General features: G+C 53.2%; 19 protein-coding genes. 3 read left to right on the forward strand and 16 right to left on the reverse strand.

The window, feature by feature from the left end; all coding sequences use genetic code 11:
* Nucleotide 1 precedes the first annotated feature (1 nt).
* The 9 genes from H8693_RS02035 to rpsB form a co-directional block, all read right to left on the reverse strand.
* Nucleotides 2-1,078, reverse strand: a complete 1,077-nt coding sequence (locus H8693_RS02035; protein ID WP_178619700.1) for a M50 family metallopeptidase — start codon at nucleotides 1,076-1,078, stop codon at nucleotides 2-4.
* A 117-nt stretch (nucleotides 1,079-1,195) separates the two neighbouring features.
* A complete protein-coding gene (dxr, locus tag H8693_RS02040) occupies nucleotides 1,196-2,350 on the reverse strand; it encodes a 1-deoxy-D-xylulose-5-phosphate reductoisomerase (protein WP_249279584.1) in 1,155 nt (384 codons plus the stop codon).
* Between the two features lie 11 nt (nucleotides 2,351-2,361).
* Nucleotides 2,362-3,165 (reverse strand): phosphatidate cytidylyltransferase, encoded by an 804-nt coding sequence (locus tag H8693_RS02045; RefSeq protein WP_249279585.1) that lies wholly within the window; start codon nucleotides 3,163-3,165, stop codon nucleotides 2,362-2,364.
* Nucleotides 3,166-3,198: 33 nt separating this feature from the next.
* Nucleotides 3,199-3,933 carry an isoprenyl transferase gene (locus tag H8693_RS02050; RefSeq protein WP_249279586.1) on the reverse strand — a complete coding sequence of 245 codons (735 nt, stop codon included), beginning with the start codon at nucleotides 3,931-3,933 and terminating at the stop codon, nucleotides 3,199-3,201.
* A 24-nt stretch (nucleotides 3,934-3,957) separates the two neighbouring features.
* Nucleotides 3,958-4,152: a hypothetical protein gene (locus H8693_RS02055; RefSeq protein WP_249279587.1), complete on the reverse strand. Its 195-nt coding sequence runs from the start codon at nucleotides 4,150-4,152 to the stop codon at nucleotides 3,958-3,960.
* Nucleotides 4,153-4,156: 4 nt separating this feature from the next.
* Nucleotides 4,157-4,720, reverse strand: coding sequence for a ribosome recycling factor (gene frr / locus H8693_RS02060; protein ID WP_249279588.1), 564 nt, complete (start codon nucleotides 4,718-4,720; stop codon nucleotides 4,157-4,159).
* A gap of 140 nt (nucleotides 4,721-4,860) precedes the next feature.
* Nucleotides 4,861-5,562: a UMP kinase gene (gene pyrH / locus H8693_RS02065; RefSeq protein ID WP_249279589.1), complete on the reverse strand. Its 702-nt coding sequence runs from the start codon at nucleotides 5,560-5,562 to the stop codon at nucleotides 4,861-4,863.
* Between the two features lie 62 nt (nucleotides 5,563-5,624).
* Nucleotides 5,625-6,275, reverse strand: coding sequence for a translation elongation factor Ts (gene tsf / locus H8693_RS02070; RefSeq protein WP_249279590.1), 651 nt, complete (start codon nucleotides 6,273-6,275; stop codon nucleotides 5,625-5,627).
* A 61-nt stretch (nucleotides 6,276-6,336) separates the two neighbouring features.
* Nucleotides 6,337-7,137 carry a 30S ribosomal protein S2 gene (gene rpsB / locus H8693_RS02075; RefSeq protein WP_249279591.1) on the reverse strand — a complete coding sequence of 267 codons (801 nt, stop codon included), beginning with the start codon at nucleotides 7,135-7,137 and terminating at the stop codon, nucleotides 6,337-6,339.
* A gap of 246 nt (nucleotides 7,138-7,383) precedes the next feature.
* Here rpsB and H8693_RS02080 point away from each other — a divergent pair, with 246 nt between their 5' ends.
* Both H8693_RS02080 and H8693_RS02085 read left to right on the forward strand, forming a co-directional pair.
* Nucleotides 7,384-7,953 (forward strand): helix-turn-helix domain-containing protein, encoded by a 570-nt coding sequence (locus H8693_RS02080; protein WP_249279592.1) that lies wholly within the window; start codon nucleotides 7,384-7,386, stop codon nucleotides 7,951-7,953.
* Nucleotides 7,950-8,351 carry a hypothetical protein gene (locus H8693_RS02085; protein ID WP_249279593.1) on the forward strand — a complete coding sequence of 134 codons (402 nt, stop codon included), beginning with the start codon at nucleotides 7,950-7,952 and terminating at the stop codon, nucleotides 8,349-8,351. The genes H8693_RS02080 and H8693_RS02085 overlap by 4 nt, the downstream gene beginning before the upstream one ends.
* Before the next feature lie 68 nt (nucleotides 8,352-8,419).
* Here the strand turns inward: H8693_RS02085 and H8693_RS02090 are convergent, their stop codons facing one another.
* Together H8693_RS02090 and H8693_RS02095 are read right to left on the reverse strand one after the other, a co-directional pair.
* On the reverse strand, nucleotides 8,420-9,211 hold the full coding sequence (locus tag H8693_RS02090) for a universal stress protein (RefSeq protein ID WP_249279594.1): 792 nt from the start codon (nucleotides 9,209-9,211) through the stop codon (nucleotides 8,420-8,422).
* A 102-nt stretch (nucleotides 9,212-9,313) separates the two neighbouring features.
* A complete protein-coding gene (locus H8693_RS02095) occupies nucleotides 9,314-10,930 on the reverse strand; it encodes a recombinase family protein (protein WP_249279595.1) in 1,617 nt (538 codons plus the stop codon).
* Between the two features lie 225 nt (nucleotides 10,931-11,155).
* Here H8693_RS02095 and H8693_RS02100 point away from each other — a divergent pair, with 225 nt between their 5' ends.
* Nucleotides 11,156-11,572 carry a regulatory YrvL family protein gene (locus tag H8693_RS02100; protein WP_089701074.1) on the forward strand — a complete coding sequence of 139 codons (417 nt, stop codon included), beginning with the start codon at nucleotides 11,156-11,158 and terminating at the stop codon, nucleotides 11,570-11,572.
* Between the two features lie 525 nt (nucleotides 11,573-12,097).
* Here H8693_RS02100 and H8693_RS02105 read toward each other — a convergent pair.
* The 5 genes from H8693_RS02105 to H8693_RS02125 form a co-directional block, all read right to left on the reverse strand.
* Nucleotides 12,098-12,292: a transposon-encoded TnpW family protein gene (locus H8693_RS02105; protein WP_079697851.1), complete on the reverse strand. Its 195-nt coding sequence runs from the start codon at nucleotides 12,290-12,292 to the stop codon at nucleotides 12,098-12,100.
* A 14-nt stretch (nucleotides 12,293-12,306) separates the two neighbouring features.
* Nucleotides 12,307-13,149 (reverse strand): ATP-binding protein, encoded by an 843-nt coding sequence (locus H8693_RS02110; protein ID WP_249279596.1) that lies wholly within the window; start codon nucleotides 13,147-13,149, stop codon nucleotides 12,307-12,309.
* Complete coding sequence (locus tag H8693_RS02115; RefSeq protein ID WP_249279597.1) at nucleotides 13,146-13,904, reverse strand: phage replisome organizer N-terminal domain-containing protein; 759 nt, start codon at nucleotides 13,902-13,904, stop codon at nucleotides 13,146-13,148. Before H8693_RS02115 ends, H8693_RS02110 begins: the two co-directional genes overlap by 4 nt.
* Before the next feature lie 112 nt (nucleotides 13,905-14,016).
* A complete protein-coding gene (locus H8693_RS02120; RefSeq protein WP_407926334.1) occupies nucleotides 14,017-15,411 on the reverse strand; it encodes a cysteine-rich VLP protein in 1,395 nt (464 codons plus the stop codon).
* Nucleotides 15,383-15,781 (reverse strand): plasmid mobilization protein, encoded by a 399-nt coding sequence (locus tag H8693_RS02125; RefSeq protein WP_249279598.1) that lies wholly within the window; start codon nucleotides 15,779-15,781, stop codon nucleotides 15,383-15,385. Before H8693_RS02125 ends, H8693_RS02120 begins: the two co-directional genes overlap by 29 nt.
* Nucleotides 15,782-15,812 lie beyond the last annotated feature (31 nt).

Genomic DNA, 15,812 nt, shown 5'->3' on the forward strand with positions numbered 1-15,812 from the left:
CCTATGCGCCTCCTGTTATCAGCCGGGCAATATCCTGATAGGTCAGCAAAATCATCAGGCCAAACAGGGCCAGAAGCCCGATCATGTTGATATATCCTTCCACCTTGCGGGAAATCGGCTTTCCCCGCAGCTTTTCAATCCCCAGGAACAGAATCCGTCCGCCATCCAGCGCAGGAAGGGGCAGCAGATTCATCACCGCCAGGTTGATGCTCAAAAGGGCGGTAATGCGCAGCACCGTCTCCATGCCCGAGCGCACGGCTTCGCCAATAATGGCAATCGTCCCCACAAACCCGGCCACATCGCCGGTTCCCTTTCCATGGAAAATCAGCCCCGCGAGAAAATCCAGCATCTGGCCGACGATCAGGAAAAGCCACTTGAAGCTCAGCCCCAGCGCCTCAAAAAATCCAAAATGCCGCCGAACGGTCTCCCACTTCAAAAGCGGCTCGCCCTCCGATTGGCTCTTAGAATTTTCCGCATTCTCCATCTCCTCCTGGCTGACGCCGTTAAAGGAGAAATACCGGACGACGCCGTCCCGCTCCAGTCCCATGGAATAGGTGCCGTTTTCTTCGCCTGCCTGCAGGCTGGCCATGGAAACCTCCATGGCAAAATCGATCCGCTTTCCATTCACCTCCACCACCCGGTCGCCCGGCTGGATATCAAAGCCCAGCTCCTCCATCGCCTGGCTGTTGGTGCTGTTTACCACATAGACATAGTCGCCAAAGCTCATGAGAAGCACCGCCGTGACCACAATGGCGACAACCACATTCATCATCGGCCCGGCCAGCAGCGTCAGAAACCGCTGCCAGGGCGGGCGGTTATTGAAGGCCCGGGGTTCCCCCTCGACCTCCTCATCTTCGCCATAAAATTGCACATAACCCCCAAGGGGCAATGCGCGGATGGAATATCGGATCTGGTCCTTTTTTCGGATTTTTGAAAGCAGCTTCGGCCCAAAGCCGACAGAAAATTCTTCGATGCGGATGCCGCAGGCTTTGCCGACGGAAAAATGCCCGAACTCATGGGCCACCACCAGCACCGTCAAAATGAGAAGTCCCGCGATGATTGTTATAACAATATCCAAACCATTCCTCCTTGGAGGCCTCGTTACAAAGCAAAACTCGAGGCAGTTCTTTTCCTATAGCTATAGTATACTCCTTTTCCCTGCCCCATATGTTGTTTCGTTACAGAAGTTTCACAATCACGCCTTTGGCAGCAGCCCGCAGCAATAGGCGCGGATTTCTCCATCCGCCGCATAGATATCCGAAAAACTGGCGATAGGAAGGCTCCCAAAATGGTGCATCGCCTGTTCGATCAGCCGGGCGATATCCATGAAACCGATCTGTTTATGTAAAAATGCCTCCACCGCCACTTCATTGGCCGAATTCAGCACCATCTGCAGGTAATTGTCGCTTTTAATGGCTTCATAGGCCAGCCCCAGGCAGGGGAATTTTTCAAAGTTCGGCCGTTCAAAATGCAGGCTCCCGGCCGCAAAAATATCCAGGGGCTGCACATCGTTTTCCAGCCGCCGGGGATACGACAGGGCATAGGCGATGGGGATTTTCATATCCGGCGATCCCAGCTGCGCCATAATGGCATGATCCGAAAATTCCACCATGGAATGCACAATGCTCTCCGGATGTACCACTACCGTAATCTTCTCCGCGGGAATATCGAACAGCCAGCGGGTTTCCATCACTTCCAGCCCTTTGTTAATCATCGTGGCGCAGTCGATGGTGATTTTGGCGCCCATGCTCCAGTTGGGATGCTTGAGCGCCTGTTCCACGGTAGCGCTCTGTATTTCCTCCAGCGACGCCCTGCGGAAAGGGCCGCCGGAAGCTGTCAGCAGAATCTGCCGCACCTCCCGCATCTCATTGCCACGCAGGCATTGGAAGATGGCGGAAAGCTCACTGTCGATGGGATATACCGGCGTTCCCGTCACATCCATCAAATCCCGGGCCAGCCGCCCGCCGCAGACCAATGCCTCCTTGGTGGCGAAAGCCACGGCAATCCGGTTGCGCAGGCAATATTCAAAGGCCGGCAGGCCTGCAATGCCCACCACCGCCAAAACAATCATGTCCGCCTGGGAACAGGCCTCCAAAAGCGCCTCTCTTCCAAAGGCAAGCCGGGTTCCCCGAGGCGCATTTTCCCGAAGGGTTTCCCGGTCGGCGTTTTCTCCGGAAAGGCCCAGAAAAGCAGGCCGAAACTCCTGTGCCTGCTCCAAAAGGAGCGCCGCGTTGGAATGCGCCGTCAGCGCGGTCACCTCATATTCCTCTTTCATATCCCGCAGCACATGCAGCGTATTAACACCGATGGAACCCGTGGATCCCAAAATCGCAATTTTCTTTCTTTTCAAACTTTTTCCTCTTATAAATTGAGATACAGCTTATAGAACATATAAACGATGGGCAGAATGAACAGCGTGCTGTCCAGGCGATCCAGAAAACCGCCGTGCCCCGGAAGAATGCTTCCAAAATCCTTGACGTTATAGCGGCGTTTGACCACTGAAGCCGCCAGATCGCCGATCTGCGCCAAAATAGAGAGCAATACGGCAAAGACCGCATATTCCACCAGATGCACGCGCCCGTTATCCATGAGAAGGGCAATAATCAAAACGCCGAGAATTCCTCCCAGCAATCCTCCCAGGGCCCCCTCCACGGTCTTATTGGGGCTGATGTTGGGGCAGAGCTTTTTCTGCCCATAAAACTTCCCTATGAAATAGGCAAATACGTCCGTCATAGCCGCCGCCGCAAAGGCTACCAGAATGATCAGCTGGCTCAGCTGTTTATCCGGCAGCGTGATAATCATATAAAAGAACACAAAAAACAGCTGCGGATAATAGAGGGTGAAAATGCTGGAAAAAATGCTCTCAAAATCAAAAGCATCGAACACAATTCCCGTGACGAAAATCAAAATGACCGAGAACATCTGCAAAACAAAGACGCCTGCCAAGCCGCCCATATGCTGATATACCGGCAAGGCCAGCGCCGTGAAGGCATATAAAACAATTTCCACCGGCTTGACGCCGCTGGTCTTAATGGTTTTGATCATCTCATACTGCACTGCCAGCGCCACAAGCACAACGGCCACCTGTATATAAACACCATGCAGGTAAACCAAAGCCAATAAAGCCGCCGCCAGCCCCACGCCGACGACAATCCGCTTCCCCAAAACGGTTTCCTCCTGTTTTCTACTCCACCCTGTCTATTTTATATCGCCAAACCGCCGGTTTCTTCCGGCAAATTGCTGCAAAGCCGCTAAATATTCCTTCTCATCAAAATCCGGCCAGGCTACATCCGTAAAATACAGCTCCGCATAGGCGATCTGATAGAGAAGCAGGTTGCTGATCCGCTGTTCTCCGCTGGTTCGGATAACAAAATCCGGGTCCGGGAGGCCCGCCGTCATCAGATGCTTTTCAAATTCCTCCGCGTTGACCTCGGAAATTTTTCCCGCCGCATATTCCTCCGCCGCCAAACGGGCCGCTTCCACGATCTCTGCCCGGGAGCCATAATTCACCAGCACGCAGAGATCCATCCCGGTGTTGTCCTTGGTGCTTTCCATCGCCTCATCCAGAATGCTCTGCACCTCTGCCGGCAGACGATCCCGCATACCCACAAACCGGAACCGGACACCCTCCTTGAGAAGCTCGCCCAACTCGCGCCGCAGATACTCGATGAGAAGCGACATCAACACGCCCACTTCTTCCTTGGGACGCTTCCAATTCTCCGTGGAAAACGCATAGAGGGTCAGGGCGGAAATGCCGATATCCGAGCTCATGCGGACGATATCCTTCACCCGCTCCATTCCAGCCCGGTGCCCGAAGGAACGGGGCATCATCCGCTTTTTCGCCCAGCGCCCGTTGCCGTCCATAATGATAGCAACGTGTTTGGGCAGCTTTTCCCGGTCTATCGCTGAAAAATCCACATTTGCCTTTGCCAAATTCTCGTACCTTTTCCCTTTGTATCATAAAATTACAGTACAAAACGCACTGACGACCAGTTCCATGCCCTCCGGCGTCTTTTTTGCCCGGAGCACGCGCCAGTCGTCAGCGCCTTCCAGCTCGCGTTTTGCTTTATACTCCACAACCTTTGCCGCTATCCCTTCGGCCTCAAGCTCCCGCAGGGCTTCGTCAAGCGGCAGACCCAGAAGATCCCGCAATGCGTCAGACCTCCATGATCTCGTTTTCCTTCTCCTTTAAAAGATCCTCGATCTTTTTGATATAGGAATCCGTCATATCCTGGCAATCCTTTTCCAGCTCTTTTAAATCATCTTCGGTGATGTTGCTGGCTTTTTTATCCTTTTTCAGGGCCTCGTTGGCGTCCCGCCGCAACGAACGAATCGCCACTTTGGAATCTTCCGCCTTTTTCCGCGCCATTTTCACCAGCTCCTTGCGGCGTTCCTCGGTGGGTTCCGGGAAGAGCAGGCGGATCACCTTTCCGTCGTTTGTGGGTGTAAGCCCCAAATCCGAAGCCAGAATCGCTTTTTCCACCGGCTTCATCATGCTCTGGTCCCAAAGGGAAATGGTCAGAAGCCGCGGCTCGGGCGAGGCCACATTGCCCACCTGCGGGATCGGCGTCATCGTTCCATAGTAATCCACCATTACCCGGTTCAGGAGCTGGGGGTTGGCGCGTCCTGCGCGGATGCTGGAAAGCTCGCTAACCAGGGCCGAAATCGTTTTTTCCATCTTTCCCTTCGCCTTGTCAATCGCTTCATGCTGTAAACTCATGTTCTTCCCTCCTATTGTTTCCTTTTTTGCTGGGTATTTACTATTTATGTATCTTATTGTACTTGAAAACCGGCATTTTTACAACCTATTTCTTGCGGCAAAAAAAGAACGCCCCACCAGCTGGCGAAGCGTCTTTCGATTTAATGGATAATTGTTCCGATTTTTTCCCCGCAAACCGCGCGTTTGATGCTGTCCTTCTCCGAAAGGCCAAAGGCCAGAATGGGGATATTGTTTTCCATGCAGAGGGTGACCGATGTGGTATCCATGGCCTGCAATCCCTTGGAAATCACATCCAGATAGGCGATCTCCTCGAATTTGATAGCTGTAGGATTGAGCTTGGGGTCGCTGTCATAAACGCCGTCTACATTCTTGGCCAGCAGAATCAAATCCGCTTCCATTTCCGCCGCCCGAAGCGCCGTCGCCGTATCCGTCGTGAAGAAGGGATTCCCCGTGCCGCAGGCAAAAATGACGATCCGCCCTTTTTCCAAATGCCGCATGGCCCGCCGGCGGATATATGGCTCGGCAATCTGCCGCATTTCAATGGCGGTCTGCAGCCGCGCCTGTGCCCCCAGGTTTTCCAGGGCGTCCTGCAGTGCCAGTGAATTGATCACCGTCGCCAGCATTCCCATGTGGTCGGCCGTAATGCGATCCATCCCCTTGCCCCGGCGGCCGCGCCAGATATTTCCGCCGCCTACGATAATGCCGACGGAGGCGCCCAGCTCCGTGATCTCTACCACCTGCTTGGCCACAGTGTTGACGATATCAAAATCGATGTTTTCCTTATCGCTGGACAGAGCCTCGCCGCTGATTTTCAAAATCACCCGTTTATATTTTGCTTCCATGAAACGTCTCCTCTTCGTGATAGGAAAAGAGAACACGAATCGTGTTCTCTTTATTTGAAAATTTATTTGCCCTGCTGCGCCATAACCTCGGCAACAAAGTCATCCTGACGCTTTTCCAGGCCCTCGCCCATTTCATAGCGGACAAAGCGGCGGATGGAGATATTCTCTCCAATAGTCGCGATCTTTTCAGTAACGAGATCCGAGATTGTCTTATCCGTATCCTTGACAAAGGGCTGATCCATCAGGCAGATTTCCTTCAGGTATTTCTGGATCTGGCCGTCAACAATCTTGTCAACGATCTTTTCAGGCTTGCCATCATTGATAGCTTTCACCCGCATGATCTCTCTTTCCTTAGCGATTTCTTCCGGATCAACTTCCTCTTCCCGAACATATTTGGGGTTCGCAGCGGCAATCTGCATCGCGATATCCCGAACCAGCGCCTTGAATTCATCCGTCTTGGCAACAAAGTCGGTCTCACAGTTCACTTCCACCAGAACGCCGATCCGGCCGCCCAGGTGAATATAGGAATCAACAATGCCCTCTGCCGCGATTCTTCCGGATTTCTTAACAGCTTTTGCCAGGCCCTTTTCCCGCAGCAGCTCTACCGCCTTTTCAATATCGCCGTCAGTTTCTACCAAAACCTTCTTGCAGTCCATCATGCCGCAGCCGCTTCTCTCCCGCAGCTCTTTTACCAAACTAGCCGAAATAGCCATCGTAATTCTCCTCCTGTATTTTTCCGGCGGCGCGTCGTCGCCTGCCGCCGCTGATTCTCTCTTACGCTTCCTCGGTTGCAGCGATTTCCGCCGTCACTTCATCCGCGATTTCTGCAATAGCTTCCGCTTCCGCCGCTTCTTCCGAAACCGCCTCTGCCTCCGCTTCGTCTTCCATCTGCTCGCCCTGTTTGCCTTCCAGAATAGCGTCCGCCATCTTGGCGACAATCAGCTTGACCGCACGGATTGCATCGTCGTTTCCGGGAATGGGATAATCGATCTCGTCAGGATCGCAGTTGGTATCAACGATTGCCACAACCGGAATGCCCAGCGCATGTGCTTCAGCAACGGCAATGTGCTCTTTTCTCGGATCGACAACGAACATAGCTCCCGGAGTATCCTGCATGTTGCGGATACCGCCCAGGTTCTTTTCCAGCTTTTCCTTCTCGTGCATCAGCTTGATGACTTCCTTCTTGGGAAGCAGGTTGATGTCGCCGGTCTCTTCCATCTTTTCAATATAGTTGAGGCGGCTGATCCGGGAACGGATGGTCTTGAAGTTGGTGAGCATGCCGCCCAGCCAACGGTTGGATACATAAAACTGCCCGCAGCGCTTCGCTTCGGTTTCAATGGATTCCTGGGCCTGCTTTTTGGTTCCCACAAACAGGATCGGCTTGCCGTCCATAGCGACATCGCGCATGAAGAAATAGGCTTCTTCCACTTTCTTCACGGTCTTCTGCAGGTCAATGATATAAATACCATTGCGCTCTGTGAAGATAAAGCGTTTCATTTTGGGGTTCCAGCGGCGGGTCTGATGCCCGAAGTGCACGCCGGCTTCCAGCAGCTGTTTCATCGAAATTACTGACATGATACATGTCCTCCTCTTATTTGTTTTTCCACCTTTTGCTTCGATTGCGTTTCAGGCCACGTTTCCGCACACGCCAAACACATCCGCAAAAGTGCGTTATCTTGGATATTGTAGCATATCCCTTTTGCCCCTGCAACCATTTTTCCCTCTTTTTTTAAAAAATGCTATTGTCATGCGGATATTTACGGCTCTACCTTCCGTAGGTTGCAACTTTTTCCTTTTGGATTCATAATTAGGATGAGAAATGTGAAAGGCAGAATTATGGATAACGAAACACTGGGCATCTATATCGCAAGGGCTCGAAAAGCCAAAGGGCTCACGCAAAAAGAATTGGCAGAACGTCTGCATGTGACGGACAAGGCGGTTTCCAAATGGGAAACCGGCCGGGGATTTCCCGATATTAAGGTCCTCCCTGTTCTGGCGGCGGAACTGGGGATCTCTTTGGCGGAGCTTTTGCAGGCCCAAGAACCGGCTCCGTCCGCCTCTGTTCTTTCCCGGGAAACCATAGGGACAAAAACTGCTTCTTCCCCTGCGATCCGGGCCCGCAGCTCCCAATTCCTTCAATGGCTTTTTTTGATCGTCGGGAGCATTGGGCTTGCCGCAGGAATCTATTGCCTGATCCGTTATATGCAATGGAATTCCCTGGGGATCATTGGCGGAAGCGACGCCTCAACGGATATTCTCATCGTGGATTCCTCCCCTGGATTGCCCTGGCAATGGATCCTGCTGTTTTCCATCAGTTTGCTCTGTCTTTTTGCCGGCATTGCGCTATGGTTTTTCCGCAGAAAACAAGTTTCTCGGAGGAACAAAAAATGACAAAACGAATGCGGATATTTTTCCTGGCACTTCCGGCCCTCCTTTTCCTCTTTCTGCAGGGATGCGCCCCAGCGGCCCTCCCCGAAACCGGCGGCTGGGAATTGGAATCGGCCTCCATCATTGAAAATGGCCAGATCCATATGGCAGAGGGCGAAAACCTCCCCACGGGATGCCGGCTGGAAGGCAACGGAACTTTTGCCATCCTCTCTCCACAAGGCACCGCAGCAAAGGGCACATATACCCGGCAGCCCATGATCCAGGCGGTCCGTCTGGAGTTCCTTTTTTCTGATGCTTCCACCGCTGTTGGCACCTATGGCATCCGAACCTACGCTGACGGGACGCAGTCCGAGACGCTGCTCATCACTTCGGATACGTTCATTTTATCTTTCATCCGGTAAAAAATATACATGGCTAAAAAATCCTTAAGACGAATTCTTAAGGATTTTTTCTTTGCCGGAAATCAGGCTTAATAGGCGCTCATGGGTGTGACAATGACCTGAATGTTTTCCGAGCGGTCGATGAATTTATTGATGGTTGACCCCCGGAAAAGGCGCACAAAACGGCTGCGGCGGGTATGCCCAATGATAAACTTTGTAATCTGTTTTTCCCTGGCAAAGGCCAGAAGCGTATCCGATACCGACCTGCCCTCCAATGTAACGCATTCCGCGCCAAATTCCTTGGCCAGAGAAAAATTTTTCTCCAGCATGGCAAGGGAATCCGGCGTTTCTTTATCAGCCAGCCAATGCGTACAGTTGACATGTACTGCATAAAACTCCCCTTTTAGCCGCTGGTCCAGACGCGCAGCCACGCGAATCAGGTATTGGCTGCTCTCCTCCGACGTGATGGCGACCAGGATCCGCTCCGTCGTGTGCCAGTTGCCGGTGATATGCCGCAGCTGCTTATATTCATTGAGATCCACATCTACATGGTCTGCCGCCTTACGCAGCGCCAGCTCACGCAGTGCGTTCAGATTCCCTAGGCGAAAAAAATTGGAGAGAGCGTCCGGAACTTTTTCCGGTTTATAGACGGCACCGCGCTTCAGCCGGTTGATCAGGGAAGAAGGCTGGATATCCACGACGACCACCTCATCCGCCTCGTCCAATACCCAGTCGGGAAGTGTTTCACGCACATGAATCCCCGTGATGCTCTCCACAATATCGCTCATGCTCTCCAGATGCTGGAGATTTACCGTCGCATAAACGTTGATGCCATGTTCTAGCAGCTCCATGACATCCTCATAGCGTTTCTTATGTTTCATTCCCGGCGCATTTACTGATGTGCGATAAAGAAGTAATAGAAGTGTAAAAAATTTTGCCGTTCCTATCCGGCACTTGCGCATTGTGTCGGATAGGTCGGGCGGTTATTCTGGCAAGTCAATCTTGCCGACAAAGCTGTAATAAATCTCAATGTCCTGTCTGCGGGTGCCGTTCTCGTCATAGCTGCACTCATGCACGACGATTTTCTCAATCATCTCCCGCAAGAGGGTGGGGGTCAATTCCTCAAAGGCAAGGTGCTTTCGGACGATACCCATAAACTTTTCCGCGTTGACGGTGGCGGCCTGCGACTTGTCCAGTTCCTCCTGCAAAGCGGCGGCGCGGTCTTTCAGTTCCCGCTGTTCCTGCTCATAGTCTGCCGACAGTTCCATGAAACGCTCGTCGCTGATTTTGCCGTTCACATTGTCCTCATACAGCCGCTTGATAATGCGGCTCACTTCGGCAATACGCTCCTGTACCTGTTCAAGCTGCCTGGTGGCTGCGGCGGTCTTTCTCTTGCCGCCGATCTCGTTCTGCTGGATAAGCAGCTTCACAAAGCGGCTCTCATGCTTGGCGGCGTATTCGGTCACTTGCCGGAGATTGGAGAGGACACCGGCGGTCAACAGGTCGGTGCGGATAAAGTGTGCCGTACAGTCGCGGGTGCGCTTCTTGTAGCTGCCGCAGATGTAACAGTCCTGCTTGCGGTTCTTGTTCTGATACCGCTGCTGGTACATCACATGGCCGCAGTCGGCGCAGAACAGCATACCGGAGAACAGCCCCACCTCGTCATAGCGGTTCGGGCGTTTGCGCTGCTTGCGTAACTCCTGCACGCGCTCCCATGTTTCCGTGTCGATAATCGGCTCATGGTGGTTCGGGAAAATGGCCTGCTTCTCGATGGGGTTCTCTACGCTGTGCTTGGTTTTGTAAGAGGGCTTCTCCGTCTTGAAGTTTACCAGACAGCCGGTGTACTCCCGGTTTTCCAACAGGTGGACAACGGTATTTGTCGCCCACTTGCACTCATAGCCGGGGTGGTAGCGGCGGGTGCTGCCCGTCCTGCGGTATTCCAGCGTCCCCGGCGTGGGGATTTGCTGCTCCGACAGCATACGGGCAATCTTGGTCGGGCCGTTCCCGGCAAGGCAAAGCTGGTATATCTGCCGGACTACCGGCGCGGTTTCCTCGTCAACGATATAGTTCTCGTCCTCGTCCATGAGGTAGCCGTACACCGGCTTGCTGGTAACGGGCTTGCCGCTCATGCCTTTTGCTCGTTTTACTGCCTTGATTTTCTTGCTCGTATCTCTCACCAGCCATTCGTTGAACAGATTTCGCAGAGGGGTAAAATCGTTGTCCATGCCGCCGTTTGCGCTGTCCACATTGTCATTGACAGCGATAAACCGCACGCCCTTTTGAGGGAACAGCATTTCCGTGTAAAATCCCACCTGCAAGTAGTTTCGCCCTAACCGGCTCATGTCCTTGACGATGACCGTACCCACTTTCCCGGCTTCGATGTCTGCAAGCATGGCTTGAAAACCGGGTCTTTGGAAGTTCGCGCCGGAATAGCCGTCGTCGGTGTACCAGCGCAGGTTGGTAAAGCCATTCTGTTTTGCAAAGGTTTCGAGTATCCGTTTTTGGTTCGATATGGAATTACTCTCGCCTTGCAATTCGTCCTCATGGGACAATCTCGGATAAAGGGCGGTAATGAGGTTTTGGGTGGCTTGTCTTAACATAAAATCCTCCGTTTCCGACAGCCAGCCCCACTATTCCGTGGTTCCATTGTACCACGGAATAGGGCTGGTTGTATAGCGGCAAAAGTGTCAAATCTGCTTCTTTATGATTTGTCAAAATGACGATTTTTGTGTAGCGTCTTGTTGTGCCGGTTTCAGTAGAAAAGTTCATCTTCCTGTGATATACTCATATCAGCTTCAAAATCCAAACATAAGGGAGAGGTACTCTTGGATAACAACAACAATAAGCGGGAAAAAATAATCATATTCATTTTGGGGGCTGTTCTAATCATCGCCGTCTTGTCCATAATCGCCATATTCAGCAGTGCAATCATGCGTCTGCTCGGCTTTGAGTATGAGAGTGTCGGCGGCTTTATCCTGTATTTCATAATCGCGTCGATTGTTTCATATCCCATGAATTTAGTCGCAGGCGCATTTCCAAAAGCATTGCTTAACCTTGACAGAATAACAAGGGAAATGGCCGTCTGTATGTATGTGCTGTTAGATACTATCACTACATTTTTCGGCTTTTATATCGTCGATTATTTCATGCCCTCTGTATCTGCAAATACGATTTCGCTGATTGTTTTGGCTCTGGTGTTTGCACTCTTTGGGATTAGTGATGTAAAGAAAAAAGAGTCCTGATTTCAGCTTTTCCAGTTCCAGCGGCCACGCTCCCCGGCATGGCCGCTTTTTCCATTCCCCGGTTCACGCCGGATAGGTCGGCTCCTGTGTAGCAGCGGCTTCCGCTTCCAGTACCCGCGCCATTTTTACAGCTTGTCAAATCGCCGGTTTTTGTGTAGCGTCTTGTTGCGACGGTTTCAGTAGAAAAGTTCATACCTCTGTGTTATACTGGGTTTATGGCCTAAAGTATTCATAGTGAAAGAGGGTGGTATAATGCCTGACGCTGTTCTAATCGTCTTGTTGGTATTCATTTTGTACTTTCCTGTATGTTTGTTGATTGCTTTTATCCGAGCATTGTTTTCTAAAAAGCACCGCCGAAAAGAAAATTTCAAAGATACATTTTGGACATTCTTTTTAGAAATCCTAAATCCCCTTAACTGGTTCTAATCTTAATGCGGGGAATATTACCATGAGAGTGACATGGTTTTTGTGACAGTGGAAAAAGCGGCTACGCTCCCCGGCGTGACCGCTTTCCCATATTCTGGCTCACGCCGGATAGGTCGGTTCCTGTGTAGCAGCGGCTTCCGCTTCCAGTACCCGCGCCATTTTGTCGGCGGCGGTGGTCGTGGTGTCTTTCTTGAAATAGCCGGACACGACAAGGACGGAATTGCCCATGCGGATTTCCGTCACGCAGTCGGGGCGGCGGGCGGTGCGGGTGTCGTGCTGCTTGTTATCTGCCATAGGCAATACTCCTTTCAGTCGGTAATCAGTTTCTTCATGCTCTCCATTTTCCGCTGTGCGGTTTCCTGCCGGAAGTTGTCGCCGGTAAAGCGTACCGGGACGCACATGGAAAGCAGCCGGTCATAAATCCGGGAATGGGCGGTGTCCTCCGGGTTCCGCAGGTCGTCCAGTGTGAGGTTGGTCGTGACGATCAGCGGCTTGCCGCTGCGGTAACGGCTGTCAATCACATTGAAAACCTGCTCCAAACCGTACTCGGTGCCGCGCTCCATGCCGAAGTCGTCAAGGATAAGCATCGGATAGCGGCAAAGACGGGAAATGTACTCGTTCCTGCCCTCAAAGCTGGCGGCAAGGTCATTGAGGATAAGGGCAAAGTTTGTCATGTGGACAGGGATTTCTTTCTCCATGAGGGCGTTTGCGATACAGCCCGCAAGGTAGCTTTTCCCGGTTCCCACGCCGCCCCAGAACAGGCAGCCGATATTGTCGGCTCGCATATCCTCCCAATGCGCCACATACCGGCGGGCAATCCCGGCCTGCGGGTTCCTGCCGTTGTCGTTCTCAAAAGTCCAGTCCCGCATGGTGAGGTCGGTAAAGCCCCGGCGTTTCAGTTCTTCCACGGTGTCAAGGTGCCTGCGCCGCTTCTCGGCGGCCTCCCGTTCCTCGCGGGCGGCTCTCTGGCAGTCACATTCTGCCGGGTGACGGTCGCGCCCGAAGATAGCGGCCTTATCCGGCGCAAAATAGGCTTCTTTCGGCTTGTGGCACTTGCCGCAGTACAGTAAACCGTCCTCGCCGGTGTAGTCCTCCGGCTCCGGGGTGGCAGTCGTCATATTCTCCAAAACAGCGTTGATTTCGTTCTTCATAAACTCTCGCCCTCCTTGCATGAGTAGTCTGGTATGCCCTTTTTCGGGGCTTTCTTGGCTGCGTCCTCCTGCGCCCATTTGTAGATTGTGGCGGCATGGCTCTTGTATCGCTTGCCGCTGGACGCGATATGGCAGGATAGCCGGTCAATGTAGTAGTTCCATTTGTCGGGCAGGTCTGCTTTCAGCCCGTCCAGTTCTGATTGCGAAAGAAAGACATTTTCATACCGGCCATAGGCGGCGCGGGCGGGCTGTCCCGTATCTAACTCTCGCTCTCTCTCTTTTTCTATCTCTATCTCTTTCTCTATCTCTATCTCTGGTGGACAAATGTCCGCTTGATATGGTGGACATTTGTCCGCCCCGGCCTTTGGCAAGGCTTTCTGCTCCTGCAAAGCCAGCCTTGCCCGCCGTTTCCGCTCCCCCTCGGTAGAGGATTGGCCGATAAGCAGTTCAATGTTGCTCATATACAGCGCGCCGCTTGGCAGCGGCTCCACAAGCCCCAGCTTCATAAAAATCTGCAAGGCTCGCTCTACGGTGCCGACTTGCTGGCGGGTAATGGTGGCAATCATCTGCGCGGTGTAGGGGATATTTTCATCAAGCTGCAACTTTCCGCCGTTTTTCAGCGATTTCAAGTACAGTTTCAAGAGAATGTTGGAATAGAGGATACCGTCCTGCATACTTTCCAGCAGCACGATAGCGTCCTCGTCAAAGTAATTCTCTTTCAGCTTGAGGTAGTAGTATTTTCGGTTGTCTGACATGGTTCCTCCTTGGGGTGGATTTGGGGCGTTTGTACGCATTTAGAACGCTGTTTCCGGGGGAAAAGGATAAATGTATCGCACACCCTTTGACACCCACGAAAAAAGCCTTGATTTATGCGGGTTTGAAAGGCTCTAAAGCGTGACATTTATGCCTTTGTTTCCGCTTTCGCTCGGCGGCTTTGATTTTCTTCATGCGTCCGGCGCAGTCGGGGCAGTATTTCCCCCGGTTGGATTTGGGGACAAATGCCGCGCCGCAGACCGCACATCGTTTCCGGCTCCCCCGGTACAAAAGGGCTGCGGCCAGTTCCCCGTCAAGGGGCAGGACAGCCACACGGAACCACCGGCACATGAGAGAAAGGGAAATGCTCTGGACGCACACGCAAGGCTCCCCGTCATCTAACAGCAGGCAGTTCCCCCCGTCGTAGTTACAGCACTCATGCACCAGCCGCCGCGCCCGCCGGTGCTGGCGGTAGTCCATGCGGGGCAGGTTATCGCTCATGGCTCTGCTCCTTTCTGCGGCTCCGGCGGCATGGGTCTGCGGCTGGGGGACGGAATGAACTGTTACGCCCCTCTGGGCGTTCTGCTCCAAAACGGCAAGGACAGCGGCGCGGTCAAAATCGTCACCCAGCTTGCGGGCAGTAATGGGCTTTGTCCTGTCCGGCGTGAGATAGGATAGCCGCCCCCGGCTCTCCTTGACGGCCACGCCCTCCCGCAGCAGCAGAGAGGAAAAGTCCTCGAATGAGGTCGCCGCAGACAGCGCGGCGCGTATGGTCTGCCGCAGCTTCTCCTTGTTCGTTTCAAACTTGGTCTGCCGGGGCGTGATACCGCCTGCAATCATGGGGGCGTTCTGCTTGTCCAGCGCGGCCTGTCCCTTTTTCTGCGCCCAATACTCCCGGTCTGTGACGCGGTTCTTGCTGCCGTTCAAGAGGTCGATTTGGTAAAGCCCCTCCCGGTGGCACATCTCCATGACTTCGGATTTGAAGTAGCGCAAGGCCGCGTCAGTACAGCGGTGCTTGCAACCGGCTTTCGTGTCGGCTGGCCTGTCCATGTAGGGCAGGAACGGGACTTCCTCTATCCGCAGCGAATTGATAACGATATGCACATGGATATTGCCGCTGTGGTTATGGCCGTCCGGGTGGGTGCATACAAGGGCTTGGTGGCCGGGGAAATGCTCAGCGCAAAACTTCTCGCCCAATGCCTGCGCCCGGTCTACGGTCAAGCCGTTGTCCGGGCCGTCCCGTGGGTCAAAGCTGATGATATAGTGGTGGCTTTTCACATCTTCCCGCCGCTGGTTTTTCTCATAGCGGAGATTTGCCCGCATACAGGCAACGGCAAAATCCTCGCCGCCGCAGTTCAGCGTGGACAGCCGGTAGTCCTCGCGGGGGATAAGCCTGCCGGTTTCATCAAGGACGGGCTTCATGGTAAACTCGTCATGCTCAAAAAGCAGGTATTGTTCGGCAGCTCCGTAGTCGGCGTTTTTAGAGTTGATATGCTTGAGTGTTGCCAACCGCGTCACCTACTTTCTTGAGGACTTCATACTTGAGGGTGGCAAGGTCGGCTATGGCGGCGCGTACCTCGCCGGACAGCGCGTTATAGGGTACGCCGTACTCGTTCAGATACCGGGCAATCTGGTTGAGGTTGCCGCCGATCCTGCCGTACTCGGCTGTGAGTTTCCCGACAGCGGAAAGCAGTTCGTCATTGACCGCCGACACATGGATAATGGGGCGTATGGCGGTGCGCCGTATCGCCTGCCGGAGAAATTCGGACTGGCTGATACCATAGGGCGCAAGCCGCGCTGTGAAGTCGGCGTATTCATCTTCGGACAGCCGGGTTTTCACAACGCGGCTGCGGTGGGGTGTGTTGTATCGCTTCGGCATAGGCTGAAAACCTCCTCTCACTATTCCTATT

The sequence above is a fragment of the Guopingia tenuis genome, assembly GCF_014384805.1.
Lineage (GTDB): Bacteria > Bacillota > Clostridia > Christensenellales > Christensenellaceae > Guopingia > Guopingia tenuis.

What these genes read in the sequence shown, in the direction of transcription:
- frr (WP_249279588.1), bottom strand. Translation starts at nt 4,720, where the DNA reads ATGAGTTTACAGCATGAAGCGATTGACAAGGCGAAGGGAAAGATGGAA.
- pyrH (WP_249279589.1), bottom strand. Translation starts at nt 5,562, where the DNA reads ATGGAAGCAAAATATAAACGGGTGATTTTGAAAATCAGCGGCGAGGCT.
- tsf (WP_249279590.1), bottom strand. Translation starts at nt 6,275, where the DNA reads ATGGCTATTTCGGCTAGTTTGGTAAAAGAGCTGCGGGAGAGAAGCGGC.
- rpsB (WP_249279591.1), bottom strand. Translation starts at nt 7,137, where the DNA reads ATGTCAGTAATTTCGATGAAACAGCTGCTGGAAGCCGGCGTGCACTTC.
- H8693_RS02085 (WP_249279593.1), top strand. Translation starts at nt 7,950, where the DNA reads ATGACAAAACGAATGCGGATATTTTTCCTGGCACTTCCGGCCCTCCTT.
- H8693_RS02090 (WP_249279594.1), bottom strand. Translation starts at nt 9,211, where the DNA reads ATGAAACATAAGAAACGCTATGAGGATGTCATGGAGCTGCTAGAACAT.
- H8693_RS02095 (WP_249279595.1), bottom strand. Translation starts at nt 10,930, where the DNA reads ATGTTAAGACAAGCCACCCAAAACCTCATTACCGCCCTTTATCCGAGA.
- H8693_RS02105 (WP_079697851.1), bottom strand. Translation starts at nt 12,292, where the DNA reads ATGGCAGATAACAAGCAGCACGACACCCGCACCGCCCGCCGCCCCGAC.
- H8693_RS02110 (WP_249279596.1), bottom strand. Translation starts at nt 13,149, where the DNA reads ATGAAGAACGAAATCAACGCTGTTTTGGAGAATATGACGACTGCCACC.
- H8693_RS02115 (WP_249279597.1), bottom strand. Translation starts at nt 13,904, where the DNA reads ATGTCAGACAACCGAAAATACTACTACCTCAAGCTGAAAGAGAATTAC.
- H8693_RS02125 (WP_249279598.1), bottom strand. Translation starts at nt 15,781, where the DNA reads ATGCCGAAGCGATACAACACACCCCACCGCAGCCGCGTTGTGAAAACC.